Source organism: Paraburkholderia sp. BGA-UO-ETr-F12 (genome assembly GCF_059567945.1).
The window spans coordinates 247783-273841 of sequence record NZ_JCAQOZ010000056.1; the positions used below are offsets into that span (position 1 = coordinate 247783).

At 61.8% G+C, this 26059-nt stretch carries 23 protein-coding genes; 9 read left to right on the forward strand and 14 right to left on the reverse strand.

The features are described 5' to 3' along the window. Positions 1 to 2 precede the first annotated feature (2 nt). The 5 genes from AC57B6_RS25070 to AC57B6_RS25090 form a co-directional block, all read right to left on the reverse strand. Complete coding sequence (locus AC57B6_RS25070) at positions 3 to 1472, reverse strand: efflux transporter outer membrane subunit (protein WP_496422300.1); 1470 nt, start codon at positions 1470 to 1472, stop codon at positions 3 to 5. Further along, on the reverse strand, positions 1465 to 2652 hold the full coding sequence (locus tag AC57B6_RS25075) for an efflux RND transporter periplasmic adaptor subunit (RefSeq protein ID WP_046571707.1): 1188 nt from the start codon (positions 2650 to 2652) through the stop codon (positions 1465 to 1467). The genes AC57B6_RS25070 and AC57B6_RS25075 overlap by 8 nt, the downstream gene beginning before the upstream one ends. After that, positions 2642 to 5833, reverse strand: coding sequence for an efflux RND transporter permease subunit (locus AC57B6_RS25080; RefSeq protein ID WP_496422301.1), 3192 nt, complete (start codon positions 5831 to 5833; stop codon positions 2642 to 2644). Before AC57B6_RS25080 ends, AC57B6_RS25075 begins: the two co-directional genes overlap by 11 nt. A gap of 993 nt (positions 5834 to 6826) precedes the next feature. Then, positions 6827 to 7738, reverse strand: a complete 912-nt coding sequence (locus AC57B6_RS25085; protein ID WP_496422302.1) for a LysR family transcriptional regulator — start codon at positions 7736 to 7738, stop codon at positions 6827 to 6829. Between the two features lie 2 nt (positions 7739 to 7740). Beyond that, positions 7741 to 8682: a LysR family transcriptional regulator gene (locus tag AC57B6_RS25090; RefSeq protein ID WP_144192349.1), complete on the reverse strand. Its 942-nt coding sequence runs from the start codon at positions 8680 to 8682 to the stop codon at positions 7741 to 7743. 169 nt (positions 8683 to 8851) lie between these two features. On the opposite strand from AC57B6_RS25090, the gene AC57B6_RS25095 reads away from it, so the two are divergent. The 8 genes from AC57B6_RS25095 to AC57B6_RS25130 all read left to right on the forward strand — a co-directional run bounded on the left by AC57B6_RS25095 (position 8852) and on the right by AC57B6_RS25130 (position 15066). Then, on the forward strand, positions 8852 to 9676 hold the full coding sequence (locus AC57B6_RS25095) for an ABC transporter substrate-binding protein (RefSeq protein WP_496422303.1): 825 nt from the start codon (positions 8852 to 8854) through the stop codon (positions 9674 to 9676). Between the two features lie 32 nt (positions 9677 to 9708). Next, entirely contained in the window at positions 9709 to 10407 is a 699-nt protein-coding gene (locus AC57B6_RS25100; RefSeq protein ID WP_028194148.1) for an amino acid ABC transporter permease, read from the forward strand. Between the two features lie 3 nt (positions 10408 to 10410). After that, a complete protein-coding gene (locus tag AC57B6_RS25105; protein WP_496422304.1) occupies positions 10411 to 11148 on the forward strand; it encodes an amino acid ABC transporter permease in 738 nt (245 codons plus the stop codon). Beyond that, positions 11126 to 11851 carry an amino acid ABC transporter ATP-binding protein gene (locus AC57B6_RS25110; protein ID WP_028194146.1) on the forward strand — a complete coding sequence of 242 codons (726 nt, stop codon included), beginning with the start codon at positions 11126 to 11128 and terminating at the stop codon, positions 11849 to 11851. The genes AC57B6_RS25105 and AC57B6_RS25110 overlap by 23 nt, the downstream gene beginning before the upstream one ends. A 95-nt stretch (positions 11852 to 11946) precedes the next feature. Further along, positions 11947 to 13032, forward strand: a complete 1086-nt coding sequence (locus AC57B6_RS25115) for an alanine racemase (RefSeq protein ID WP_454807989.1) — start codon at positions 11947 to 11949, stop codon at positions 13030 to 13032. Next, positions 13029 to 13487: a RidA family protein gene (locus AC57B6_RS25120; protein WP_081832901.1), complete on the forward strand. Its 459-nt coding sequence runs from the start codon at positions 13029 to 13031 to the stop codon at positions 13485 to 13487. Before AC57B6_RS25115 ends, AC57B6_RS25120 begins: the two co-directional genes overlap by 4 nt. 23 nt (positions 13488 to 13510) lie before the next feature. Further along, a complete protein-coding gene (locus tag AC57B6_RS25125) occupies positions 13511 to 14296 on the forward strand; it encodes an SDR family oxidoreductase (RefSeq protein WP_028194145.1) in 786 nt (261 codons plus the stop codon). Between the two features lie 26 nt (positions 14297 to 14322). Then, positions 14323 to 15066, forward strand: a complete 744-nt coding sequence (locus AC57B6_RS25130) for a ribonuclease activity regulator RraA (RefSeq protein WP_051743181.1) — start codon at positions 14323 to 14325, stop codon at positions 15064 to 15066. A 30-nt stretch (positions 15067 to 15096) separates the two neighbouring features. Here AC57B6_RS25130 and scpA read toward each other — a convergent pair whose 3' ends face one another. From scpA to AC57B6_RS25175, 9 genes are all read right to left on the reverse strand, one after another. Further along, positions 15097 to 17226, reverse strand: a complete 2130-nt coding sequence (gene scpA / locus AC57B6_RS25135; protein WP_496422445.1) for a methylmalonyl-CoA mutase — start codon at positions 17224 to 17226, stop codon at positions 15097 to 15099. A gap of 14 nt (positions 17227 to 17240) precedes the next feature. After that, entirely contained in the window at positions 17241 to 18074 is an 834-nt protein-coding gene (locus AC57B6_RS25140) for a Pnap_2097 family protein (RefSeq protein WP_496422305.1), read from the reverse strand. Between the two features lie 5 nt (positions 18075 to 18079). Continuing rightward, positions 18080 to 19381, reverse strand: a complete 1302-nt coding sequence (locus AC57B6_RS25145) for an MSMEG_0569 family flavin-dependent oxidoreductase (RefSeq protein ID WP_496422306.1) — start codon at positions 19379 to 19381, stop codon at positions 18080 to 18082. Positions 19382 to 19463: 82 nt separating this feature from the next. Further along, on the reverse strand, positions 19464 to 19748 hold the full coding sequence (locus AC57B6_RS25150; RefSeq protein ID WP_028194141.1) for an MSMEG_0570 family nitrogen starvation response protein: 285 nt from the start codon (positions 19746 to 19748) through the stop codon (positions 19464 to 19466). 80 nt (positions 19749 to 19828) lie between these two features. Next, positions 19829 to 20815, reverse strand: a complete 987-nt coding sequence (locus AC57B6_RS25155; RefSeq protein ID WP_030099134.1) for a sll0787 family AIR synthase-like protein — start codon at positions 20813 to 20815, stop codon at positions 19829 to 19831. Continuing rightward, positions 20812 to 21396: an MSMEG_0567/Sll0786 family nitrogen starvation N-acetyltransferase gene (locus AC57B6_RS25160; RefSeq protein WP_106352622.1), complete on the reverse strand. Its 585-nt coding sequence runs from the start codon at positions 21394 to 21396 to the stop codon at positions 20812 to 20814. Before AC57B6_RS25160 ends, AC57B6_RS25155 begins: the two co-directional genes overlap by 4 nt. A gap of 2 nt (positions 21397 to 21398) precedes the next feature. Further along, complete coding sequence (locus AC57B6_RS25165) at positions 21399 to 22469, reverse strand: MSMEG_0568 family radical SAM protein (protein WP_028194138.1); 1071 nt, start codon at positions 22467 to 22469, stop codon at positions 21399 to 21401. Further along, entirely contained in the window at positions 22462 to 23508 is a 1047-nt protein-coding gene (locus AC57B6_RS25170) for a Nit6803 family nitrilase (protein ID WP_496422307.1), read from the reverse strand. The genes AC57B6_RS25165 and AC57B6_RS25170 overlap by 8 nt, the downstream gene beginning before the upstream one ends. Before the next feature lie 18 nt (positions 23509 to 23526). Beyond that, positions 23527 to 24009: an MSMEG_0572/Sll0783 family nitrogen starvation response protein gene (locus AC57B6_RS25175; RefSeq protein ID WP_028194136.1), complete on the reverse strand. Its 483-nt coding sequence runs from the start codon at positions 24007 to 24009 to the stop codon at positions 23527 to 23529. 434 nt (positions 24010 to 24443) lie between these two features. On the opposite strand from AC57B6_RS25175, the gene AC57B6_RS25180 reads away from it, so the two are divergent. After that, positions 24444 to 25835, forward strand: coding sequence for an aminotransferase-like domain-containing protein (locus AC57B6_RS25180; RefSeq protein ID WP_496422446.1), 1392 nt, complete (start codon positions 24444 to 24446; stop codon positions 25833 to 25835). Positions 25836 to 26059 lie beyond the last annotated feature (224 nt).

Here is a 26059-nt window from a genome sequence, read left to right on the forward strand (position 1 = left end):
GGTCAATTCGCGTTGCGCTCCATTGCCGTCGCGACGAGTGCGGGCGCTGCTGCCGCCTGAGCGAGTTCATCGCTCGACCACCCACCGCCGAGCGCATGCAGGAGTTGCACATTCGCGCTTAGCTGGCGGGTCTGGATATCGAGCACGCTGCGTTGCGCATCGAGTGCGACGGTCTGCGCCTGCACGACGTCGAGATAACCCACCGTACCCTGACGATATTGGCGTAACGCGAGGTCGACCGAGTACTGCGCGGCGTTTGCTGCATCTCGCTGCTCACTCAGCGCGGTGCCAAGATACGACAGCAGGGCAAGGTTGTCTTCAACCTGCTGGAATGCAGACAGCACCACGCCACGGTAAAGTTCTCCGGCTTCTTCGGTTGCCGCCTTGGCGGAATCGAGTTCCGCGCGACGATACCCGCCGTCAAACACGTACTGCACAAGCTGCGGGCCGATCGCCCAGAACAGATTGGGCGCGCTAACCAGGCCGGCGTACGCTGCGCTTTGCACACCACCCTGCAAACTTAGCGTGATGTCCGGAAAGTAGGCGGCCCGCGCGACGCCAATTTTTGCGTTGGCTTCGGCCACCCGGCGTTCAGCCGCGGCGACATCGGGCCGTCGCTGCAGTAGCGTGGAGGGCAGGCCGGTCGGGATCGCCGGCAACGCGATGACGGCGGTCTGGGACGGCAGGCTGAATTCGGACGCGGAGGTTCCAACCAGGACCGCGATCGCGTGTTCAATTAGCGCCCGTTGCGCCAGGTTCTGCGACAACTGCGATTTTGCCGATGAAAGTTGCGTTTGCGCTCGGGAAACGTCGAGGCCCGACACGATCCCACTGGTGTGCAGTGTTTGCGTGAGTTGCAGTGCCTTTGCATACGCCATGACAGTCTCGTTCAACAGTTCGGTTTGCTGGTCGAGGCCGCGCAAGCGGAAGTAACTATCCGCCAGTTGGACCTGCAGGCTCAGCCTTACCGAGGCCAGATCGGCTTTGGTCGCCTGCGCCTCGTCCTTGCCGGCCACCACGGAGTCGCGCACGCGACCCCAGAGGTCGAGGTCGTAGTTGATTTCGCCGCCAAGCGTGACCGAGTTGTAGTCGTTCGGGCCGCCCGCGCGCAGTGGCCGGTTGTCGGACTGGCGATCGCGCTGCGGTACGGCGCTCGCACTGATCGACGGGTACAGTCCCGACTCTACCTGCGCCACGAAAGCCTGCGCTTGCGCATAGTGCGCGTACGCCGCGCGCAAATCGGTGTTGTTTGCCAGTAGGCGCGCTTCGAGATCGTCGAGCTGCGCGTCGCCATACATCTTCCACCAGCCATTGCGGTCGATCCGGTCGGCTGGCTGCGCCGTGGTCCACGGGCCAACCGTCCTGTATTGCGCGGCGATTGGCGTCGGCGGGACCCGGTATTGCGGCGCGAGCGAGCAGGCGCTGAGCGCGACGACGCTCGCGAGAAGCGCCGGAATTCCATACTTAACCATGTGCTGCCGCCTTCTTGTCGGTGGCAGTCGCGACTTGCACGTTGTCGCCGTCAGCGAGTCCGTCGGGCGGTGTATCGATCACGCGATCGGTTGCGGCGAGCCCTGAGCCGATCTCCACTGAGTCGCCCAGGTCGCGGTTGATCTTCACCTGCTTGAACAGCACGCGACCGTTCGCGCCGAGCGTGGCGACCACGACGCCGCGGCTATCGAAGACGAGCGCGCTGGCCGGTACACGGAGCGAGTCGGCGGAGACGGGCAATGTGAACTTCAGGCTGGCGAAGCCACCCGGCAGCAGCTTGCCGTTAGCGTTGTCAACCAGTAGTTGAACCAGCGTCGTTCCCGAGCTCGAGTTAACCGAGTCCGCGGCTGCCACTACGCGCGCGGCGAAATGCTGATCGGGATACTCGGGGACTGTCAGGATGGCGGTCGTGCCGTCGTGTATCGCCGGTGCGTAATTCTGCGGCACCTGGACATACACGCGTAACTGCTTGACGTCGGAAACCGCGAACAGCTCCTGTCCCACCCCGCCGCTGCCGGCGTTGACCAACGCACCGACGTCGGTATCGCGGGCCGTCACCACGCCGTCGAAGGGCGCGACGATGCGCGCGAAGGCCTTGGTGGCGACGAGGCGATCGACGTTGGCCTTCGCGGCCGCAACGATTGCCTCCTTGGCGGCGTAGTCGGCCGTGCGTTGGTCGACGTCCTGCTGGGCAACGGAATCGGTGCCGCTTAGCGCTTCCCAGCGCTTCGCCGTCGTACCCGCGACTAAAGCATTCGCCTGCGCGCTCTGGAGATCCGCGCGCGCTTGCAAGAGCTGCTGGTCGAGCTCGGGCGTTTCGATTTCGGCAAGGACCTGGCCCGCTTTGACCGGTGCGCCGATATCGACACTCCATGATTTCAGATAGCCGCTGACCTGCGCGAAGATCGGCGCCCGCGTAAACGCTTCGAGGCGGCCGGGCAGTTGCAGCGCAGGGCCGTTGGCGTCGCGCACGGGTTGGATCAGGTTGACGGTCGGCACGGCCTGAGCGTCGGTCCAGGTTTTCAGCTTGCGGGCGTCGGCGGCTCGCAGTGTGACGCCGGCGACGACGATGCCTAATGCGACCAGCAGGCCTATCACGCCTGCTACCAGAAGCGGGCGGCGCGACGGTGTATTAGTGGGGAAAGCGGATTCAGACGACATGAGCAGGACCTCCCGAGACGGATGCCGGGGTAGCCGCGCGCCCTGGGCGCGCGTGCACGATACAAAAAATGACGGGGACGAGGAACAGCGAAGCGGTGGTCGCAAACAGCAGGCCGCCAATGACCGCGCGGCCAAGCGGTGCGTTTTGCTCGCCGCCCTCGCCGAGAGCGAGGGCCATCGGCGCCATGCCGATGATCATGGAGAGCGCGGTCATGAGCACGGGGCGAAAGCGCGTAAAGCCTGCTTCGAGGGCGGCCTTGAACGGGTCGCCGTGTACGGCAAAACGTTCGCGGCAGAAACTGACGACCAGAATCGAGTTGGCCGTCGCCACCCCCATGCACATGATCGCGCCGGTCAACGCGGGCACGGAGAGCGTCGTGTGGGTCGCGAACAGCATCCAGACGATCCCGGCCAATGCGGCAGGCAACGCGGTCACGATCACGAACGGGTCGGCCCATGACTGGAAATTGACCACGATCAGCAGATAGATCAGCACCACCGCACCAAGCAGACCGAACAACATGCCGGCAAAGGCGCTGTTCATCGTCTGCACCTGGCCCAGCAGCGCGACGGTCGAACCCTTGGGCAAGGTGCCGGCGTTGTCGTGCACGATGCGCTGAATGTCGGATGCCACCGCGCCGAGGTCGCGGCCCTGGGTGGTCGCGAAGATCTCGACCATGGGCTGGATGTTGTACTGGCTGACAACCTCGTTGCTGCTGGTCCGTTCGACGGTCGCCAGACCGCCGAGGACCTGGGCGGAGCTTCCGCCGCTGGCTGTGATCGGAAGGTTTTGCAAGGCGGCGAGCGAATCGAGGCTGTATTGCGGCGTTTGCATCACGATCGGATAAGACACACCGTTCGCGTTGTTCAGCCAGAACGTGGGCGCGACCTGGCTGGAACCCGCGAGGTTCACCACCATGCTGTTCGTCACGTCGCGCTCGGTGATGCCGAGCAATTGCGCGCGCGTGCGGTCGACATTGACGTTGAAAGTCGGGTTGCCGTGCGACTGCGCGATCCGCGCGTCGACCACGCCCGGAACATCGCGAATCTGGCGCAGCAGACGATCCGTGTAGGCGTAGCTGGCGGTCAGGTTATTGCCGCGAATCTGCAGGTCGATCGGCGCCGGCGAGCCGAAGTTCAGGATCTGACTGATGATGTCCGCCGGTGGGAATGAAAACGTCACGCCCGGGAATTCCCGCGGCAATCTCTCGCGCATCAATCGAACATACTCTTCGGTGGGACGGTGGCCTTCGTTCAGCGCGATCTGGATATCACCGTCCTGTGAGCCGACCGTACCGGTGTTGTTATACGCCGTATTGATGCCGCTGACCGGCAGACCCATGTTGTCGACCACGGTGCCGAGATCCGCCGGTGGGATGATCTGGTGGATCGTGCTTTCGACATCCGCAAAAATCTGCGCGGTCCTTTCAACGCGGACCCCGACCGGTGCGCGCACATGCATCAGGATTTGTCCGGAATCGACCGAAGGGAAGAAGTTGCGGCCGAGGAACGGCACCAGCGCGAAGGAGAGTGCGACAAAGCCGAGGAAGCAACTGACGAACGGTCGCCGATGGGTCAGCGCGAGTTCGAGCAAGCCACGGTAGGCGCCACGCACCTTTTCAAAGCGTGCTTCGAAGCCACGCTGGAAACGTGCGAGCGGACCGGGGCTGCTGGTTTCATGAGCGTGCTCGCCCTTTACATGCTGTTTCAGCAGGTATTTCGCCATGGTCGGCACTAGGGTTCGCGACAGGATGAACGACGAGATCATCGCGAAGATCACCGCTTCGGCCATCGGCACGAACAGGAAGCGTGCAACACCGTTCAGGAAGAACATCGGCACGAACACGATACAGATACACAGCAGCGAGACGAATGCCGGCGTGACGATCTGCGCGGCGCCGTCGAGAATGGCCGTCTCCACTTCCTTGCCGTGCTCGAGGTGCCAGTTGATGTTCTCGATCGTCACCGTGGCGTCGTCGACCAGAATTCCCACCGCTAACGCAAGACCGCCGAGCGTCATGATGTTCAAGGTCTCGCCGAGCGCGGACAGCGTCGCGATGGAGCCGAGGATAGCGAGCGGGATCGAGGTCGCGATGATGATCGTCGAGCGCCAGCTGCCGAGGAACAGCAGGATCATGAGGCTCGTCAGCACGGCCGCGATCACACCCTCGCGCGCCACGCCGGTGATCGCCGCCCGCACGAACAGCGACTGGTCGCCGATGGGCTCGATCTGCAGGTTATCGGGCCACGACGCTTTCCCTGCAGCAAGCCGCTGCTTGATGCCGGAGATGATGCCGAGCGTCGAAACTGAACCGTTCTTGAGCACGGACATCAATACCGAGCGCCGGCCGTCGACGTGCACGATATTGGTCTGCGGCGGGCTGCCGTCGCGCACATTCGCAATGTCGCGAATGTAGACCGTGGTGCCATTGGCCGCTTTGACAGGCAGGTCGCCCAATGCTTTGATTTCTGACGGGGCATTGTTCAGTTGCAGCGTGTATTCGTAATTACCGATCTTCTCAGTACCAACCGGCGTAATCAGGTTCTGGCCGGCAAGTGCGTTGGCCACGTCCTGCGCGGATAAGCCGCGCGCCTGGAGCGCCGCGGGGTCCACGTCGATCTGTACCTGACGTGTCTTGCCGCCGAACGGATAAGGAATTGCTGCGCCTGCGACTGTGGTGAGAACCGGGCGCACTGCGTTCAGGCCCAGGTCACCGAGGTTCTGTTCAGAAAGTCCCTTGCCGGATAGCGCCAACTGGATGATCGGCACGGTCGAAGCGTTGTAGTTCAGGATCAGCGGAGGTGTCGTCCCGGCAGGCAGCTGCCGCAGTTGCGTCTGCGCGACCGAAGTCACCTGCGCATTCGCTGTGCTGATGTTCACTCCCGGCTGGAAGAAGATCTTGATGATCCCGAAGCCGGCGACCGATTCCGCCTCGATATGCTCGACGTCATTCACCGTAGTCGTCAGCGTGCGTTCGAATGGCGACGTAATGCGGCCGACCATCTGGTCTGGCGGCAGACCCGTGTATTGCCACACGACGCTGATCACCGGAATCCTGATGTCCGGAAAGATATCGGTTGGCGTCCTCATCGCAGATAAAGGACCGATGATGAGGATGAAGATCGCCAGGACTACGAAGGTGTAGGGTCGCCGAAGGGCGATACGGACTAGACCGAGCATGAGAATTCCAGAGCTTGGGGTAAAACGTAAGCGTGTCTTGTTTGAAGGCTAGCGCGACGCGCGATGACTCGTAGCCGTGTGCGTGTACCTGAATCCAAGCGCGAATGTACACAAAGCTCGGCATCTCTGCTGAAGGACAAATGAGACATCAGGCGCGTATGGCTGCCGGGTGAGCTCATTTCATTTTGCCTGCACGCTCCGGGAATGCCTTGTCGTTGCTGGAGCGAGTGACGCGGGAAAGAACCAGGAAGGGGAGTGCGAGCGCCACTTTCGGTGAACGTCAGATCGCCCGCGTTTTTTATTACCAATTGTTCAGGAGGGAAAGTGTTCAGAGTTGACCAACAAAGCAACGGATCGATCTATTAATAGTAATGCTAACTGTACATATGAAAAGAGCTTAACGGACCGCTGCAGAAGCGCACATTCGTGCCGATACCGAGCCCGGAGGGCGTCTCTAAACTTTCAATCAACAAAGTTTCCAGCTTCGCAAGCCGACTTTGACGCTTTGAACGCAGTGGCGCGCCGAGGGGCAGCGTAACGGGAGACGGTGTTTTGCAAAAACGGCTTTTTCTGCAAAACAGTTGTGCGCAAAACAGGTGGACTGGTGGATGGCTTTCACGCTGCCGACGGCGTCTGGCAGTCGACATAGGAGACCGCCCTGAGTATGGTCCCTGCATCGTGCTTCGACTTTTCGAGCAGTCGAACTGCCGTCTTCATTCGCAACGTCTTGCGCTCGTTTCTATGCACTCTTCTCGCCGTAAGGCTCGTCGCAGCAATTAGTTTCCGTGGGGAAAGTATGAAACCGGAAGGTGCCTACTTGTGATCGCCGGATTTCGCTGAAATAATCGCTTGGCATGCTCGATTGACCAGCATGCATCGGTTCTTCAAACCATCAGCAGACAGGCCTGAGAGAGACCGTTGCGGCGCGCGGCCAGTGAGTGCCGCGCGTCCGTCAACGTCTGGCAGACCCGGGCGGGACGCAGCGGGTTGCCCTTAACCTGCTGTGGGTTGTTGCACGCCTGAACTAAAGTCGCAGCAACGCCGTGCTACGTCGGCAACCATGTGCCCCAGCGCGGAATGTGACTGCTTCTGAAAAATCGCGTCGTAGCGAACCATCGGTGCAGGTGGGTTGGTCATCACGATCTGCATGAGCCGGTTCTGGATTTGCTGCCTGAAAAGGTCGACCGGCAGCAAGCTCACGCCAACCCCGGCCGCCACGAGACCGCCCACTGCCACCGCATTATTGCCGCCGCAAATTCGCTCAGGCTCGACGCCCGCACTTTCGAAGCTCCTGGAACTCAGCACGGTGATGATCGACGCCGGAATTTGCTCGATGACCGGAACAGTGCTCAATTCGTGCAGCGACACTGTGCGTTTGCTGTCGAACGCACCGGGACGGCAAAACCAGGCGAAGCGGGCACTCCCGAGCATCACGCGCTCGATTGATGCGGGAAGCGCTGCGTCGGGCAAAATCGCGAAGTCGAGGCGTCCGTCGATCACCCGCTCTTGCAGCGGCCCGGACATGTCGACATGGGGTTGCAGGATGAGATTTGGAAAAAGGTCGCGCATCTGCTGGAGGAATGCTGGGAACCACGTCAACGCAACCAGTTCGGTCAGACCGATGTGTAGCACGCGGGCCATCTGCCGGTCGGCGTCCTGATAGGCTTCCAGTAGCTCGATACTGTCCAGCAAGCCTTCGCACAGCGTGAACATCTCGTGCCCTTTCGCGGACAACCTTGCTTTCTTGCCGCTGCCTTCGAACAAACGTGCTGCGGACTTCGCTTCGACATCCTGCAGGCGCTTGGTCGCCGCGGACTGCGTGATATGGAGCTTGTCGGCCGCCCGCTGCACGGTGCCGAGCTTCGCTACCCAGTAGAACGTCTCGATCTGCTTGACGGTCAGCATTGTTATTCAGCCTCGTTGGCGAGTGATTCGCGTGCGTCCTGATAGCGCATTCCATAGTTGCACGTCGCGCGCGCGAGGGTAATGACCTTGCGGTGGAACGGTGTCAGCGCGTCTTGCCGCGCAGCGGCTACATAGCGCACCGGCGGCATCACCGGTGTCACATGGACGGCACGCAACAGACCCAGCGTTACGAGTTCACCCGAGATCGCGTCTGGCAGACAGGCGATCCCCAAACCGGCGCTCGCCATGCCGCCAAGCGCCGCGAAGTTGTTGCAGGTCAGAATGCTGCGCGGTTGCACACCGTTGCGTTCGAGCCATTCGCTCATGACATGGCCGACCGCGGAGTCGGCGGATTGGGACAGCAACGTCAACTGGCCGAGGTCCGACACGGCGAGCCTGCGCCGCTTGAGGCTGAATGCGGGACTGCAGAACCAGCCGTTACGCACGTTGGCGAGCGGGAACCTCACTATGTCCGCCCAGCGTGGCGTGTCAGGCACGATGGCCAGATCCAGCTGCGCCAGTCTGAGTTTTTCGTAGAGTTCCACCGCGACGCCCCCCACCTCCAGTTCGACGTCCACCAACGGATAGGTCGAACGCAATGCATCGATGAAGCCTGGCAGCCAGGTTAGCGCCGCGAGCTCAGTCACGCCGAGTCTCAACGAGCGCCGTAATACTTTCTCGCTCGCATACTGACTTAACAGGGCGTCGCGTTGCTGAAGAATCGTGCGGGCCTGCGAGAGTACCTCGAGGCCGTCGACGGTAAGCCGTGCCGATCGCGAACCGCGGTCGAACAGCGGTTTCTGGAACTGGCTCTCCAGCTCGCGAACGTGGCGCGACACGCCGGACTGAACGCTGCCGAGCTTGCGCCCGGCAGCTTCGAACGAGCCCATATCCGCGATTGCAACGAATGCCTCGAGTTGCAGAAAAGTGATCTGGCGTGCCATGCGGCCTCTCTCGAATCCATCTCATTTTGGAATGGATAAGTATGCACAAATATCTCTTTATTTGGGATTTATTTCCGCCAAGAATAGGTCTCCCCGTCCCCTGCAATGCGGATCGAGCATGCCGAACGCTCGCGGTTGCGCCTTGAAGCACACTGTCTATGGAGATCGCATGAAATCGTCTAACAAAATAATCGCTGCGTTGCTGGGGCTCACCCTGGCCGTGGTTGCGGCTACCGCTCAGGCCGACCAGCTCGCGGATATCAAGGCGCGTGGAACACTGGTGTGCGGGGTGCTCGCCAACTTCGAGCCATTCGGCTTTCAGGACCCGGCATCACGCGAGATCGTCGGATACGACGTCGACTACTGCAAGGGCGTTGCCAAGGCTCTGGGCGTGAAGCCCGTGTTGCAGGTGGTGTCGATGGAGGCGCGTATTCCCGAGCTGCTGCAAGGCCGTGTCGATGTGCTCGCCGCCGTGCTCGGCTACTCTCCGGCTCGCGCGGAACAGCTCGCATTTACGCGTCAGTATTACGTAGCCAGGCAGGTCATTGCAGTAAAGACCGCTGGCCCGTTCAAAGCACGGGACGATCTCAACGGCAAGCGCGTCAGCACAATCAAAGGCTCCAGCAATATCGCCATCATGGGTCAGGTCATGCCGAGCGTGCAGCTTGTCAGCTATGACGACTCGCCATCCGCTTTCCTCGCCATGGTGCAGGGTAAGGTCAATGGTTTTGTCGTGTCCGAACCCATCATGCATCGCTTTGCCGCCAAACTCGGTCAAGGCACAAAAGTTGAAGCACTGTCGCCGCCGGTGGGTCTCGAATACTGGGGACTCGGTATCAAGAAGGGGGAGCCGGCATTGCTCGGCGCGGTGAACAACGCGCTGGATGGCATGGAAAAATCGGGCGAGGCACAGCAGATCTTCGACAAATGGCTCGGTCCCAATACGATCTATCAGATGCATCGCGATTTCAGGATCGGGCCGATCAAAGGCTGACCCCAATGCCGTTTGTGTGATGAGGATTACTCATGTTGGCGCATCTCAACTTTTCCGGCATCTTCACAGCCCAGAATCTGCAGCATTTGATGTGGGGGATGCAGTACACCGTACTGCTCACGCTGACGAGCTGGGTACTGGCGGTTGCTCTCGGCACGGTGCTGGCGATGCTGCGTGCGCTAGGTAACCCGTTCATCGAGAGAATCGTCGCCGGCTACGTTGCCTACCATCAGAACGTTCCGATGCTCGCGCAACTGTTCCTCTGGTATTTCGGGTTTCCAACGCTGTTGCCGGACAGCGCGCAAGGATGGATCAACGCCCATGGAGGTGAATTCATCTTCGCATCGATTGCCATCGGCCTGTGCATGGCGGCTTACTACTCGGAGGATATTAGAAGTGGCCTGCGGGCGGTATCGTCAGGTCAACTTGAGGCTGCACGCTCGCTGGGTTTGAGCTTTTCGAAGTCGATGCGTTACGTGATCCTGCCGCAAGGTTTTCGCATCGCAATGCCGCCGTTCATCAACCATACGGTGGTGCTGTTCAAGAACACCAGTCTGGCGATGGCCATCGGCGTTGCGGAGTTGACGTACACAGTGCGCGACATTGAGAACCAAACCTTTCAAACCTTCGAAATCTATCTCGTTGGAACGGTCATCTACCTGGCCATTTCATTGGGGCTGATGGGTGCGGGCGCGGCGATCACGCGCCGCACCCGTATCCTGGCGAAATAAGCGATGCTCGACATACTCATCCACAACGCGCATTTCCTGCTGCTCGGGCAGTATCCGAACGGGCCGGTCGGTGGTCTTGCGCTAACGCTGATTCTCGCGCTGCTCGGTCTCGCTTTTGCGTTTCCGCTCGGTGTGCTGCTGGCGTTATGCCGTGTCTCGCCGTACAGGGTGTTGAGCGTGCCTTCGACGGTGCTCGTCTATATCGTGCGTGGTGTGCCGCTCGTGATGCTCGTGTTCTGGAGTTATTTCCTCGTGCCGGGCTTGATCGGCCATCTGGTGAGCGCATTCACGACCATGGTCGTCACGCTGGTGATTTATCAGGCGGCTTACCTGAGCGAGATTGTCCGTGCCGGCATCGAGTCCTTGCCGAAAGGACAGACCGAGTCCGCACGTTCCCTCGGGATGAGTTACGTTGCGACGATGCGTCACGTGATTCTGCCGCAGGCGCTGTACAACATGCTGCCGAGCATTCTTAGCCAATGCGTATCGACGGTGAAGGACACCTCGATAGGTTATGTGATCAGCGTCCAGGAACTGACGTTCTCGGCTCAGCAGATCAACGCCAGTCTTCTCACACAGCCATTTCAGGTTTTCGTCATTCTCGCTTTGACCTACTTCGTGGTGTGCTACACGCTCACCCGATGCGCGCATGTCGTGGAACGGCGCATCGCGCAGCGGCGTGCCTCAGGAAAGATCCAGGAACTCAGGAATGTCATCAATGATTCAATTCTCCAAAGTTAACAAGTGGTACGGCGAGTATCAAGCGCTCGTCGACGTCACGGCCGAGGTGAAGCGAGGCGAAGTGGTGGTCGTGTGCGGCCCTTCCGGATCGGGCAAATCCACGCTTATCCGTACCGTCAACCGCCTCGAGGAGATTCACGGTGGCGGGATCACGGTCGACGGAACGAGCGTCCACCAGGCGTCGTTGAATCTGAACCGGTTTCGCACGCGTGTCGGCTTCGTGTTTCAGCAGTTCAACCTCTTTCCTCATCTGTCGGCGCTCGACAACGTGTGTCTGGCGCCGATGAAGGCAGCCGGGAGAAGCCGTGCGGATGCGAAGCGGCAGGCATTGGCGTTGCTCGATCGCGTGGGCCTCGCCAGCAAGGCCAACTCGTATCCGCAGCAGTTATCCGGAGGACAGCAGCAACGCGTGGCGATCGCCCGCGCGCTGGCAATGGAGCCGCCGGTGATGCTGTTCGACGAGCCGACGAGCGCGCTCGATCCCGAGATGGTGGGTGAAGTGCTCAGCGTGATGAAATCGCTTGCCAGAGATGGGATGACGATGATGTGCGTGACTCACGAGATGGGATTCGCGCGCGAGGTGAGCGACAGCGTCTGGTTCATGGATCGCGGCGCGATTCTCGAGGTGGCCGATCCGCAAACGTTCTTTCGATCGCCGCAGCACCCACGCGCACAGGCATTTCTGTCCGACTTACGTCACTAGCCACGCATCGTCGATACGAAGGTGCTCATCGACAAGTTTGATGTCGGCGAAGCGGGCTATGTATTCCTAACTATGACTCTATGACAACGAGCAACATGATTAATCCCATTGCCGCGGACCTGGTGCCGGCGGTTGCAACACCTTGCTTTGTGGTGATGGAAGACCGCGTTCTGCACAATCTGGCGGTCACTGCACGTGCGTGCGGCGGCGTTGAGCGCCTGATGCCGCACGTGAAGACTCACCGCGCGGCGTGGCTCGTTTCGTTGCTACTGGCCAACGGCGTCCTTGCTTTCAAAGCCAGTACGCTCGCCGAGGTCGAAATGGTCCTGAGCGCGGGCGGCACGCGCGTCACCTGGGCGTTTCCTACTGTCAATCCGCAAAATATCGGCCGCTTCATCGAATTGGCCCGAGCATTTCCGGAGGCCGAGCTCACGGGCCTGGTGGATTCCCGCGAGGGACTGGACGTATGGACGCGGCTACTCGACGGCGCTTCGCCTTCGGTTCGTCTGCGTATCGATCTCGATCCCGGAATGGGGCGCACGGGCGTCGCGATGGACGAGGCCGCGCTCGAACTCGCGCGCGGGGTGGCGCGGCTCGGTCGGCTTGCGGGGTGGCATGTTTACGACGGCCACATCCGCGGCGCGTATGACGAGCGCAAAGCCGCAGTGGAAGAACTTGCCGGTACGCTGGCGTTTCTGCAGTCGAGCCTGCGCGAAGACGGCATCGATGTCGACGTCGTCGGCGCATGCAGCTATACGTTCGACCTGTGGCCGCGCTCTGCGATGCAGTATGTGTCGCCGGGTACCTGGGTGTATTCGAACGCCCAGCACCTGAGAGAGCTATCGCATCACAACTGGGTTGCCGCCGGCTTTGTTTTGACAACGGTTGTTTCAACGCGCAATGGCACGTCGACGCTGGACGCCGGCAGCAAGGCGATCTCACCGGACAAACCGCTGCGGCAGCGTTTTGACGGCGCCGGCGAGATCGTGATGATGAACGAAGAGCACACGGTGATTCGCAGCGACGCACTTCACACCGGCGACAGGCTGTTACTGATCCCGGAGCACACGTGTACCACCGCCTACCTGTACAGCAACGCCCTCGTTCGATCTCTCGACGGACGGTGGGAATACCGCGAACAGCTCGGCAACGAACGTACGGTTGTCGCGTTGACGCGATGACCGCCAGAAGGCGGGGGCCTGCTGACCCACGTCTATCTTCCTCACAGTTTGAGACTTCGCACATGACAGAATCGAGTAAGCAACCGTCTACAGGTGGTCATTACAGCCCATGGCGCCGCGCAGGCGAGCTGATTTTTGTAGCAGGCCAGGTTCCGCGAGATCCTGAGCGAAACATTATTGGCGCCACGATCGAAGAGCAAACAACCGCGGTGCTCAACAATTTGCGTCTTGTCCTGGAAGAAGCCGGCACCGATTTCAGCCGACTTGTTCGCGTCCAGGTGTATCTGTCGGACATCGGCGAATTCCAGCGCTTCAACGCCGTCTACGCCCAGGTGATGGGCACTGCCGCTCCCGTACGAACCACTATCGGGTGCGCGTTGAATGGCGTGCGTATCGAAATCGATGCTGTCGCGCAGGCCGGCGACGCGCCGATCCGCCCGGCAGTAAATAGCTAACCAGTTTCTCACAGGGAAAGACGATGGACCTACAGCTAAAAGATAAGACCGCTCTCGTGCTTGGCGGCGGTGGCGGTCTTGGTGGCGTCATCTCACGAACGCTTGCGGCCGAGGGCGTTCGCGTTGCCGTTGCCGACATTGATCTGGCGGCGGCCGAAAAGACCGCCAAGGCGGTGAGAGAGGCGGGCTCGCATGCCATCGCGCTTCAGTGGGATCTTGGTGATCTGTCTGCCGTGGACAGTCATATCAGCCGGATCGAGGACGAACTGGGGGCTATCGACATACTGGTGAACAATACCGGAGGCCCCCCTCCGACGCCGGCGCACGGCCAGGATGCCGCACTGTGGCGCAAGCATTTCGAGAGCATGGTGTTGTCGGTGGTAACCATCACCGACCGGGTGCTTCCGGGAATGCGCGAACGCGGTTTCGGCAGGGTGATCACCAGCACCTCATCGGGTGTTGTCTCGCCCATACCGAATCTCGGGTTGTCGAACGCCCTGCGCATGTCGCTCGTCGGCTGGTCGAAGACACTGGCGCGGGAAGTCGGTCGCGACGGGGTTACCTGCAACATCGTGCTGCCCGGGCGTATTGCCACCGATCGCATACGCTTCCTTGACGAGGCCAAAGCCAAACGTGAAGGGCGATCGGTCGAGGATGTTGCGGCCGAGAGCACTGGCTCGATTCCGGTGGGGCGCTACGGCGAGCCGCAAGAATACGCAGATGTGGTGACCTTCCTTGCGAGTCCCCGAGCTTCATACATTACTGGCTCGACAGTCCGTATCGACGGCGGTCTCATCGCCAGCATCTGATCACTTTTTTGGGGAGGCGCCAAATCATGACCATCGACTCACTTCCGCTCGACGAAAGAATCATTGCGGCCCTCTCGGGCATATCTACGGCCACGCTTACGACGGTCCTGCTGAAGCACGGTCTGCGCAACGTGTGGCTTCGGGGTACACGGCCGATCGCGGAAGGTCAGCCGCGGCTCGTCGGCCGTGCCTTCACCCTCCGTTTCGTGCCGGCCCGGGAAGACCTCGCGACCCCCGCTTCGTGGGGCTCGCCGATTTCAACCCGCGCGGCGATTGAAGCGATGCCGCGTGGCTGTATTGCCGTAGTGGGCGCCCTGGGCGTGACCGATGCGGGAATCTTCGGCGATATTCTCTGCGCACGGATGCACATGCGCGGAGTTGCGGCGCTAGTCACGGACGGCGTGGTTCGGGATATTGTGGGCGTGCTGAATACCGGGCTGCCAGTATGGTGCCAGGGTACCGCATCGCCACCCTCGGTGGCCGGCCTGACGTTTGTCGGCTGGCAGGAGCCTATCGACTGTGGCGGCGTCGCGGTATTTCCAAACGACGTGATCGTGGTCGACCGGGATGGCGCTGTGCTTATTCCGGCTGCGCTGCTTGACGAGGTTGTTGCCGCGTCGGTCGAACAGGAGCGACTGGAAAACTGGATCATGAGCGAGGTCGAAAGCGGTGCTGCTTTGCCAGGCCTCTATCCGCCGAATGAGGCGAACCGGGCTCGCTATGAGGCGGCGAATATTTCATTGGGCGGTGCGTCGAAGGAAGGTGGGTGACCGCTGCTCCGACGGGCCGAATATCGGGCATCACGTCGCAACGGCCGATGCCGATGCCGAGGCCGATGCGAGTTCGACGGCTTCGACAAAGCTCGCCACAATCGACTCCATCGCGGTCCCCGGTCCGAGCACCGCAAAAACGCCATGGCGTTTGAGCAAACGTACGTGCTCGTCCGGAATGATGCCGCCAACCACAACCGCTGCCCTCGGTCGCCGGACCCGCAACGTGCGCACTACCTCGCCAACAAGTTCAAGATGCGCACCCGATAGGGACGAAACGCCGATGACATCGGCCTTTGCTGCGATGGCGTCGTCGACCACCTCTCCCGGCGAGCGGAACAGCGCGCCGAGCGACACGTAGAATCCGGCATCGGCCAACGCCGCCGCGACGGTCTTTGCACCCCGATCGTGGCCGTCCTGCCCCACCTTTGCGATGAGCACCCTGGGCAGGCGTCCAAGGCGCGCGGCAAGAGCGCTGACACGATGGCATGCGTCACGCCATGCCGCATCGGCGATCCGCGCTTCGCCGTAGATTCCGCTGCTAAAACGACTGGGCGTGCTGTAGCGCGGCCAGACAGCCTCCAGCGCGCGCGTGCATTCGCCGATTGTCGCGCGCGCGCGGACACACTCGATAGTGAGGGCCAGCAGGTTGCCGGTGCCGTCACGCGCACCGTTAGCGAGCGCCGCCAGCGAGCGCGAGACCAGAACATCGTCGCGCTGCGCCTTCAGTTCTGCAAGCTGCCGAACTTGTCTGGCACGAACCCGCCGACCGTCGATCTCGAGGCAATTGGACGGAGTATCCGCATCCAGTGATCGGAAGCGGTTCACACCCACGACGACATGCTGCCCGGCATCGATCCGCGCCTGCGTGCGTGTTGCCGCTTCGTGAATGCGCTGCTGAACCCAACCCGAGCGGATCGCTTCGACGACGCCCCCATGCGCAGCAATTTGCGCCATCAGATCACGCACGCGCCGGGTAATATCGGCGGTAAGCGACTCCATCATGTACGAGCCGGCCCACGGATCGATAACATCGCACAGGCCCATCTCATGCTGCATGATCAACTGCGTGTCACGCGCGAGCCTCGACGCATCCGCGCCTGGGAGGGCGAGCGCCTCATCGTACGCATTGGTATGCAGCGACTGGGTGCCGCCGAACACGGCGGCCATCGCCTCGATCGTCGTCCGGACGATGTTGTTCTGTGGATGCTGCGCAGTGAGCGACCATCCCGAGGTCTGGCAATGCATGCGCAAAGCTTGCGCTCTAGCCTTACGTGCTCCCAATTCGCTCATTATCCCGGCCCACAGAACCCGGGCGGCGCGAAGTTTGGCGATCTCCACAAAGAATTCGGTGCCGACGCCAAAAAAGAAACTCAGCCGTTCGCCGATGCGCTCGACATTCATGCCACGCTTCACCAGGGCCTCGACGTAGGTGCGCGCGTTGGACAGCGTCAGCGCGAGTTCGAGTACCGCGTCCGCGCCCGCTTCCTGAAAGTGATAGCCGGAGATGGACATTGCATTGAAGCGCGGCGCGCGTTCGGCCAGATACTCGACGACGTCCGCGACGATCCGTAAGGACGGCTCCGGCGCGAATATCCAGGTATTGCGCACCATGTATTCCTTCAGGATGTCATTCTGGATCGTACCCGTCAGAGCCTGCGTGCGCACGCCGCTTTCTTGCGCTGCCACGATGAATGCGGCCAGTACGGGTAGCACAGCGCCGTTCATCGTCATCGAGACCGATACCCGATCGAGCGGAATCTGCCGAAACAGGCGCTTCATGTCTTCGACGCTGTCGATTGCGACTCCAGCCATGCCGACATCGGCCGTCGCGGCAGGATCGTCCGAATCGTAGCCCCGATGCGTCGGCAGATCGAAGGCGACCGATAAACCCTGCGCCCCTTCGGCAAGCGCCGTCCGGAATGCGAGATTCGAATCGGCCGCGTCCGCATAGCCTGCGTATTGACGGATCGTCCACGGCTTTTGCGTATACATCGACGCATGGGGCCCTCGCACGAAGGGCGCCTCACCGGGCCGACTGCCGAGATGCGACACCCCTTCAAGATCGCTCTCCGTATACAGCGCTTTAAGCGGTGCCGCATGGGGCGGGTGTCGCACCGAGTCGCGACTTTCATCGGCGAAGCTCCGCTCGCCGCGCATATCGCCCTCGCGCTTCATCGCTGCCTCCAATGCTTGCTTGTCACTACGTCGGCAATCTTCTGCTGATCGCTGCCACGACGAAGCTCGCACCAATGGGCGAGGCCGCGTTCATCCTTATGCTCCGCGACCACGCGCAGTCCGAGGGTGTCACCAACATTAATGTTGCCGTAGAAGAACAACTCGCGGCCTGAAATAACGGGTGGCTCGTTAAACCGGTGGCGCTGCCATTCGGCACGGTCAACAAAGGACTGAAAGCTTGCAAAGTAAAGAAAATCCGCGCCGTTGAAATCGTTGTTCGGACAGGGCAGAAATTCAATCCAGTCGCTCTCGACCCGATCGGCGCGTGTGAAGGGCAACCGCTTGTCCCACTGCCCGGCGCGAAACTGCTTGCCACGCCACCCCATGTCCACCGCGTCCGCCGGCGGAGTCGGTGTCGGGCCTGCCATTGCCGCGAACGTCGCGCGCGTCACCGAACGGTTGTTGCGCACCTCATGCCGCCGCACGAACGTCGACGACATCGACACGATGGCGCACTCGCCATTGCCCGAAACCAGACGGTGCCGGCTAAAGTGGCGAGCCGGACCGGTTCGGCAAAGCTCGGTACCGAGCTCGAAAGCGTCGTTCTCACCGATTGCGTGGAGCGTGGCCCCCGTCAATCTGATTGCGGTGAAGGCCGCATACGATTTGCTCCCACCGTCATCGACGAAATCCGGCGCGCGCCGGCCGGCATTCTCCGCCAGCGCCTCCCAGTGGCGATGTCCGCATTCCTTGATCAGCCAGTTTTCGGACAGCCCCGTATAGGCCAATTGCGGCATCCCGGCGCGATAGCGCTGTGTTGTTTGCTCCATGCGCTTCAGGCCACCACTGTGTCGCGAGAGGAGGTTCGCTCGCGGAGGCTCGCGAGAATTGCCCGGCTCACGTGCTCGGCATCGCGCGCGATGCCCGAGAAACGCCCTGAGCCCCACGTATGCAGCCACGGTAAGCCAATGAAGTAAAGCCCCTCGACCGGCGTAATGCCGCGCGTGTGCGCCGGATAACCGCGGCCGTTGAACACAGGCGCATCTATCCAGCCGAAGTCCGGCGTAAAGCCTATGCACCAGATAATCGATGTAATGCCGCTGCCTGCGAGTTCGAGCGTCGTACGCTCGCAAGGCGGCTGCCATAGAGGCTCGTAGACGCTGGCGGGCGGTGCATCAATGCCGTTCTTTTCAATAAAGCCGTCGATGCTCGCGTTGATGCGGTTATAGGTATCGTCCGCGCTGTCGAGATTGGCGGTGAGGTTCGGTGCGAAGTGCAGCCGCCCGTCGCGCAGGTCGTCGAGCCGTCCGTATAACTCCATGCCTTCGGCCGCGAACTTGCGCAGATCGATGTCGCGTCCGCCGTCGCGGCCGGTCACATAGTGATTGGTGTTGTCCCGCACCCCCTCACGCAACGGGTGCTTTTCCACCGGCATGTCGTAGTATTTCATGTCGGCCAGCCAGTCCACCACGTCGCGCCCGCGGTAGAAGCGTGCACAGCGTGGCGCCTCGCCGACGGCCAGCACTACCTGGCGGCCGGCCAGATGCAGGTCCTCGGCAATCTGCGCACCGGACTGCCCCGATCCCACCACCAGCACCGCGCCGTCGGGCAGCGCCTGCGGATTGCGATATTCCGACGACTGCAACTGGACGATCTGCGCGGGCAGGCGTTCAGCCATGCGCGGCACGATCGGCGTGTGATAACCGCCCGAGGCCACCACGACCTGATCGGCGGTGAAATCGCCCTGGCTCGTCGCCACCGCAAAGGTGCCGTCGTCCTGCCGCTTCACGCGTTTGACCTGGGTGTGCTCGATGACCGGCGCATCGACCATCGCGATGAAACGGTCGAGATACGCGATGATTTCATCCTTCTTCATAAAGCCATGCGGATCGTCGCCCGGGTAGGGGTAACCCGGCAGCGCGCATTGCCAGTTCGGCGTGACGAGACAGAACGCGTCCCAGCGCTGGTTGCGCCAGGTGTGCGTGACGGTGTTCTTCTCGACGACAAGGTGATCGACGCCGGCCTGTTTCAGATAGTAGCTGACCGACAGGCCGGCCTGCCCGCCACCCACGACGAGCACGCTGTAGTGGCTATTCTCGCGCGTCCCGGCGCTTACGGAGTACGCTGTGTTCGACATGATGGGTCCTTGCAGGTAAAAAATCGGCTTACCGTTACGGCGCTGCCGCCCGGCGCGCCAGGTTCAACGGTTCGTCCCGGGTTTAGAGCAGTTCGATGACCTTGACGGTCGCGTCCGGCCGATTGCGAAAGCGGTCTGCCTCCTGTTCGATCTGCGCGAGCTGATCCATCGCCGCCGAACAGGCAAAACCGTACTTCTGCCGCACGCGCTCCGAGGCAATGTTGAGCGCCTCGCGCGAGCGTCTGACAAAATCGTCGAGCGGGTAAGCATGGCCCGGCGTAAAAAACTCGCTGACCACCTGCGACGGCGAATAGCAATTCGCTTCTTCCCCGTCGGGCCATTGAATCCGGAAGTGCATGACAGGCATGGAAATCCTCTTTTTGCTGATGGCTTGGTGGATAGCAGGCGGCTGGCGTGTCAGCAGCGCGATCCGCAACGCGTCGATGCTCATCGCGGCACCTGGTCGGCCGGGACGATGAACGGCTCGCCGCTGAAATCCCACAACACCGCCGCATCGTCACCGCGATGGACGACCGCCTGGCGCGTCGCGTCTACCGTCCCAATCTCCGCGCAGGCCAGCGAACGCGCGTCGAATCGCGCCCGCACGCGCTCGACGTGCGCTTCACGCACCGAGAGCAGATAGCCGAAACTCGGAAACGCGGTGACCCAACGCGCGAGCGGCACGTCAGCCGGCTTCGGGATCGCATCGAGATCGATGCGAGCGCCGACGCGCGAACATTCGAGCAACATCAATGCCGTGCCCAGCGTACCCGCCATGCTGATATCCTTCGCTGCATCGCATAGCCCGTTCTCGGCCAACTCCGGCAATAACTCGAGGTCGCCGCGCAGCCGCGCGGCCGGCGCTCCGACTGAAGCATTCCAGAACGGATACGGTTCCTCGAAGTGGCCGCGCAGATCGACCGCCATCAGCAGGCGGTCGCCCGGTCTCGCGTTGAAACTCGACAACAGCGCGTTAGCGCGGCCCAGAATCGACACCGCCAGTTGTGCCTGATCGCTTCGCGCGTTGGTGTGTCCGCCGACAATCGGCACGCCATACGCCACCGACGCCGCGGCCATGCCGGCCAGCACCTCGTGCGCCGCGTCGATGCCATTGCTCCATAGCGCATCCACGACAGCGAGCGGCCGGCCGCCCATCGCATAGATATCGCTGACATTGACCATCACGCTGCTGTAGCCGGCGAACCAGGGCATCGCCTGCACGAAGTCGCTGACCATACCTTCGATGGCGAACAACAGGTAAGCGTCGCCATCCGGCAATGCTGCGCAGTCGTCGCCCAACGCCACCGCCTGGCCGAGATCGCGCGCGCCGCCCGGCAAGCGGTCCGCCAGCGACGACACTACGCCGGCTATATCGGTCTTGTGTCGAAAGCCGCGGCTTTCGCGCAAGCTCGTGACCAGATCCGCGAGACTCATGAGCCGCTCCGCGATTGCGTGACAAAGCCGCTGCGCGGTGTCGTACACGGCGGGTAGTGCTGAAGCTGCGCCTGCATCAGATGATGCGGACGGCCGAGCATCCTTTCCTCTGCAAGTACATCCCAATGCAGACGGCGAAACAGCGGCACATTCTGGCTCTGCACATGCGCGAGGAATGTCTGACAGCCGAGCGCATGCGCGCTTGTCACGGCAAGACGGATCAGCGTTGCACCGATCTTGCCGTGACGGCGAAACGCAGCGTGCACGGCGAGCCGCGAACCGAACCAGACGCCAGGCGCTTCCTCGTGGATGCGCACCGTGCCCACTACCTGCTCCGGCATCCCGGCGAGACAGCTCACCGCCACCAGTTGCTGCGCACGCTCGTCGATTTCGTCGCGGTCGTCGCCGACAAAGATGCCCTGTTCGATGCAGAACACCGCGCGCCGCAGCTTGTAGGCCTCATCGGCCTCCCACTGCAGCGTGGTCCACTTGATCCGGTATTCGGTCGGCGTGTAAAACGCCGGCGCGACATCCGCGTCGTCCAGTTCACCCGATGCACCCGCAATCGCTTCGCCAAACATGATCACACCTCGTACGAAGACAGGGACGAGCACGCGCCGCACTTGCCGCAGCCCGCCTTGATGTCCGCTGAGCGCATTTCTGCCGCGGCAAGCATTGAGCCAAGCGGCTGCAGCACCGACCTCATGAACTCCGGCGAGGGCGCCGGATGATCTTCGAGCGGCGTGCCGCTGATCGGCACGAATGGCACCACAAACGGATACACGCCAAGATCGATCAGCTCGCGCGAAATCGAGAGAATCGCTTCGGCGGTGTCGCCGAGTCCCGCGAGGATATAGGTGCTCACCTGTCCCCGTCCGAACACGGCGACCGCCGCCTTGAACGCGTCCATATAGCGCGACAGCGGCACGCCCGATTTACCCGGCATGATGCGTTCGCGCAACGACGGCGTCACCACTTCGAGATGCATGCCGAGCGTATCGATGCCGCTCGCCTTCATGCGCGCGAACCATTGATCGTCGTCCGGTGGTTCGCATTGCGCCTGGATCGGCAGATCGACCGCGGCCCTGATCGCGAACGCGCTCTCGCAGAGAATCTGCGCGCCACGGTCGCTGGTGGGCGGCGTGCCGGTCGTCAGTACCATATGCCTGACACCGTCCAGCAGCACCGCCGCACGCGCGACTTCTGCGAGCTGCTCCGGCGTCTTGCGCGCGATCGTGCGACCGGCGGCAAGCGATTGACCGATCGCGCAAAACTTGCACGTCTTGCGGCGGCTCTCATAGCGAATACAGGTTTGCAGCACAGTGGTCGCCAGCACATCGGCGCTGTGCAGCGTTGCGATGTGCGAGTACGGCACCCCGTCGAGCGTCTGCATGCCGTAAAAGCGCGGCGCCTTTGGAAAGCTGATATTGGCAATCGGAATCGTGCCGCGCAGCAATGCGCTGGTGCCGTCCGCATCGGCAGGCGCGGCGACGAACGGCGAATGCCACGCCGTGTTGGTATGCACCGGCACCATGATGGTCACGCCATCCACCGTGACGGCTTTGTGATCGGACGGTCCCGCGCCGCCGCGCCGGCTGGCGACGCCGGTACCGGGATCGGCCAGCCGCAAGCCGACCGACTGCAATTCAGTCATCAATTGCCGGCTCGCGGCCGGCAGGGTCTCGCTGGAATTCATCGCGGCATCCCATGGTTGAGTTGAAATCGGTGCTGGACGAGGCGTTCCACGCATCGCCCGGCGACGGCATCGGCGCCACGGTCGTAGCCGGCCGCTCGTTGATGGCGAGGCTCAGCAATTCGGGCCGCGCATAGTGGCCGACCGAATCCATCATGCGTTTGCGCTTGGTGATCAGCGTCATGTCGAGATCGGCGATCACCATGCCTTCGCCTTCGCGCAGCGGTGCAGCCAGATGCTGCCCCTCGGGCGACACGATTGCGGTATTGCAGCCGCCACGCAGCGCCTTTTGCAGATTCGTATCGCTTGTGACAGATGCGATCTGCGCTTCGGTCAGCCACCCCGTTGCGTTCACGACGAAGCAGCCCGACTCGAGCGCGTGATGGCGAATCGTCACTTCAATCTGCTCGGCGAAAATCGGCCCCACCAGCGATCCCGGAAACTGGCTGCAGTGAATCTCCTCGTGCTGCGTCATCAACGCGTAACGGGCGAGCGGGTTGTAGTGCTCCCAGCAGGCGAGCGCACCCACGCGCGCCACGCCGGTTTGCACGACCTTCAGTCCCGTCGCATCGCCTTGTCCCCAGATCATTCGTTCATGGAACGTCGGCGTGATCTTGCGGCGCTTGAGCAACAGCTGCCCATCCACATCGAAGATCAGCTGCGTGTTGTACAAGCTGCCGTAATCGCGCTCGTTCACCCCGAGCACGACGACCATGCGATGCAGGCGGGCACGCTCGGCCACCGCCCGCGTCACGGGGCCGGGCACCACCACCGCTTCTTCGTAAAGACGCATGTGGTCGGCGCCGGAGGCAACCGGTGGCCGCACGAACGAAAAGTACGGGTAATACGGTACGAAGGTCTCGGGGAACACGATCAGCTGCACGCCTTCGCGCGCCGCCTGATCGATCGCCTCACAAACCTTGTTCAGCGTGCCGTCGCCGCGCTCGAAGTCCGGTGAAATCTGGACTGCGGCGGCACGAACGATGCGTTTTTCAGACATGGTGGTAGCCGCCTGTGCTCAGACCGTCCAGGTGTGGATGATCAGTGCGTTATCCTTGCGATGCAGAAGCTGGATATCCAGCACGTCGAGCGGACTGATCGGACGAATGCCCTCGATCAGCGACGCTTCGCCATGCCCATACAGCGCCTGCAATGCGAAGCGGCATGCGTACACCTTGCCGCCCTCTTCCATGAACTTCATCAGTTGCTTGTTGAAGTTCAGATGACCCGGAAACGCTTCGTCGCCGAGCGTTGGGAAACCGCGCTGCAGACCGAGCGTCACGCCCGGACCATAGAGCAGCACCGAGGTTTCGAAACCTTTGCGCTGCAAACGCGTGGCTTGCAGAAGATTGACGAAGCCGATCGAGCCTTCAAACGCCACCGTATGAAACGTGACGAGCGCCTTTTCACCTGGCTCGGCCTTCACGTCCTCGAAGACTTTCTCTTCGTAGTCGACGAGGTAATCGCCCTTCTGATGCAGCGGTTTGTTGACAACTGGCATGGCACTCTCCAATGTGAATTGCCGGAACAGGAAATGAAGCGTCATATCAAGGCGCTGCTTGACGTTTGCTCCGAGCCCGATAACGCAACGGCTATGCCATCTGGCGTCGCGGCGAATGCGATCACTATCCAATCAAGCAGACGATCATTCGTCGAACGCGCCCAAAAATTTTTTGGCCCGAAGGTTGCGTACGGTCAGACGCGCCAATGGAAGCGGCCGTGCGGGCGTTGATCGCACCAGCCGGGTGCGATCCCGATGGTGCACGCGCGCCGATCGGGTGCAGTCATTCACCGCAATCGATCCGTCCGTCCATTCAATCGGTCCATTTGATCCGATCATTCGAGCCGCGTTATGCGATCACTTTGCAGTGCTGATTCGACCCTGCATGACGTCTTTTCCAATCGTTTTCCAGTTCCACGAACCCCATGAACACCATGAGCAGCCCGACTCACCACTGGATCAAACGCCTTGCCGAAATCCGCAAACCGGCTTATCTCGCGATCCCGGATCTGATAGAAGAAGATCTCGCGACCGGACGCCTGCGCCCGCGCGACCGGCTGCCGGGCCTGCGCGATCTGGCCGACGAACTGTCACTGAACTACACCACCGTGGCGCGCGCCTATGCCGAGGCAAAAAAGCGCGGCCTGCTCGATGCGCGCGCCGGCAGCGGCACCTTCGTGCGCGGCCGCACCGTGACGCTGCCGCTAAGCGGTGGCAGCAGCATCGAAATGACGATGAACACGCCCCCCGAGCCCGCGGACTACGCCGCGCACTTGCGTGAATCCGCCGCCCGTCTGATGGCGAATAGCGACCCGTATCAACTGTTGCGCTATCAGGATTTCGGCGGCACGCCGGCCGACAAGGCGGCGGGCGCGGAGTGGTTAAGGCGCCGCCTGACTCACTGCTCGCCGGACAACGTGCTGGTGTGTCCGGGCATTCACAGCGCGCTCGTCGCACTCGTCTCGCAGTTGGCAAGTCAGGGCGCAACAATCTGTCTCGACACGCTCGCCTATCCGGGCATCAAGGCGATCGCAGCGCAACTGGGCGTACGCTTGCAGGCGCTCGCACGCGACGACGAAGGGCCACTGGCGCATTCCTTCGAAGCGCTTTGCAAGACCGACAAGCCGGCCGCGCTCTATTGCAATCCGACGCTGCAGAACCCGAGCACGCTGACGCTCACGCGAAGGCGGCGTGAGGCGCTCGCCGATGTGGCGTTGCGCTACAGCGTGCCGATCATCGAGGACGATGCCTATGCGATGTTGCCGCAGCAAGCGCCGGACACGCTGGCGAGTTTCGCGCCTGAACTGACGTACTACATCACGGGAATGTCGAAAAATCTGGGCGCCGGGTTGCGCGTCGCGTATCTGCACGCTCCGACTCCGCGTCAGGCGCAGCGTCTGGCAGGCGCACTGCGCGCGACTACCGTGATGGCGAGTCCATTTACCGTTTCGCTCGCCACACAGTGGGTTGCGGATGGCACCGCGCAAGAGATGCTCGGCGCGATTCGCAGCGAGTCGAAAGCGCGCCAGGCGATTGCCGCTCGCGTGCTCGGCGCGTCTTCCTATGACGCGCATCCGGACGGCTTTCATCTGTGGCTGCCGATTCCCCGCGAAGGCGGCTGGAGCGCTTCCGAACTGGCGCTGCAGTTGCGTAGTCAAGGCATCGCCGCTGTCGCCGGCGCAGCGTTCTCGACCGACGGTAATCCACCCAACGCGATGCGGGTATGTCTGGGAGGCTCGAAGAATCGGAGCGAATGCGAGCGGGCGCTGCGCGTTATCGCCGAAACGCTCGAGCATCCGCATCTTCTGCATTCGCCGGTGATATGAAGTAACCTGGCCGTTGCCGATACGATCAGGTGGCGCGACATGAAACACCCTGGATCGGACTTGCCCGGGTCGATGCGCTGTCGGTCAGCACGCGGTAACGCATGCCCTAAGATGACTCCCTCAGTCAGTTACCGACGTGTTGTACGGATGTGAACAAGCCCGGTCTGTCACAGCGCATTCGCGAACATCCGTTCTGATTTCGCCGTTACGCTCTCTTGTGAAAT

Excerpts from the sequence above, each read along its gene's own strand:
- AC57B6_RS25070 (WP_496422300.1), bottom strand. The coding sequence starts at position 1,472 with ATGGTTAAGTATGGAATTCCGGCGCTTCTCGCGAGCGTCGTCGCGCTC.
- AC57B6_RS25075 (WP_046571707.1), bottom strand. The coding sequence starts at position 2,652 with ATGTCGTCTGAATCCGCTTTCCCCACTAATACACCGTCGCGCCGCCCG.
- AC57B6_RS25080 (WP_496422301.1), bottom strand. The coding sequence starts at position 5,833 with ATGCTCGGTCTAGTCCGTATCGCCCTTCGGCGACCCTACACCTTCGTA.
- AC57B6_RS25085 (WP_496422302.1), bottom strand. The coding sequence starts at position 7,738 with ATGCTGACCGTCAAGCAGATCGAGACGTTCTACTGGGTAGCGAAGCTC.
- AC57B6_RS25090 (WP_144192349.1), bottom strand. The coding sequence starts at position 8,682 with ATGGCACGCCAGATCACTTTTCTGCAACTCGAGGCATTCGTTGCAATC.
- AC57B6_RS25095 (WP_496422303.1), top strand. The coding sequence starts at position 8,852 with ATGAAATCGTCTAACAAAATAATCGCTGCGTTGCTGGGGCTCACCCTG.
- AC57B6_RS25100 (WP_028194148.1), top strand. The coding sequence starts at position 9,709 with ATGTTGGCGCATCTCAACTTTTCCGGCATCTTCACAGCCCAGAATCTG.
- AC57B6_RS25105 (WP_496422304.1), top strand. The coding sequence starts at position 10,411 with ATGCTCGACATACTCATCCACAACGCGCATTTCCTGCTGCTCGGGCAG.
- AC57B6_RS25110 (WP_028194146.1), top strand. The coding sequence starts at position 11,126 with ATGATTCAATTCTCCAAAGTTAACAAGTGGTACGGCGAGTATCAAGCG.
- AC57B6_RS25115 (WP_454807989.1), top strand. The coding sequence starts at position 11,947 with ATGATTAATCCCATTGCCGCGGACCTGGTGCCGGCGGTTGCAACACCT.
- AC57B6_RS25120 (WP_081832901.1), top strand. The coding sequence starts at position 13,029 with ATGACCGCCAGAAGGCGGGGGCCTGCTGACCCACGTCTATCTTCCTCA.
- AC57B6_RS25125 (WP_028194145.1), top strand. The coding sequence starts at position 13,511 with ATGGACCTACAGCTAAAAGATAAGACCGCTCTCGTGCTTGGCGGCGGT.
- AC57B6_RS25130 (WP_051743181.1), top strand. The coding sequence starts at position 14,323 with ATGACCATCGACTCACTTCCGCTCGACGAAAGAATCATTGCGGCCCTC.
- scpA (WP_496422445.1), bottom strand. The coding sequence starts at position 17,226 with ATGCGCGGCGAGCGGAGCTTCGCCGATGAAAGTCGCGACTCGGTGCGA.
- AC57B6_RS25140 (WP_496422305.1), bottom strand. The coding sequence starts at position 18,074 with ATGGAGCAAACAACACAGCGCTATCGCGCCGGGATGCCGCAATTGGCC.
- AC57B6_RS25145 (WP_496422306.1), bottom strand. The coding sequence starts at position 19,381 with ATGTCGAACACAGCGTACTCCGTAAGCGCCGGGACGCGCGAGAATAGC.
- AC57B6_RS25150 (WP_028194141.1), bottom strand. The coding sequence starts at position 19,748 with ATGCCTGTCATGCACTTCCGGATTCAATGGCCCGACGGGGAAGAAGCG.
- AC57B6_RS25155 (WP_030099134.1), bottom strand. The coding sequence starts at position 20,815 with ATGAGTCTCGCGGATCTGGTCACGAGCTTGCGCGAAAGCCGCGGCTTT.
- AC57B6_RS25160 (WP_106352622.1), bottom strand. The coding sequence starts at position 21,396 with ATGTTTGGCGAAGCGATTGCGGGTGCATCGGGTGAACTGGACGACGCG.
- AC57B6_RS25165 (WP_028194138.1), bottom strand. The coding sequence starts at position 22,469 with ATGACTGAATTGCAGTCGGTCGGCTTGCGGCTGGCCGATCCCGGTACC.
- AC57B6_RS25170 (WP_496422307.1), bottom strand. The coding sequence starts at position 23,508 with ATGTCTGAAAAACGCATCGTTCGTGCCGCCGCAGTCCAGATTTCACCG.
- AC57B6_RS25175 (WP_028194136.1), bottom strand. The coding sequence starts at position 24,009 with ATGCCAGTTGTCAACAAACCGCTGCATCAGAAGGGCGATTACCTCGTC.
- AC57B6_RS25180 (WP_496422446.1), top strand. The coding sequence starts at position 24,444 with ATGAGCAGCCCGACTCACCACTGGATCAAACGCCTTGCCGAAATCCGC.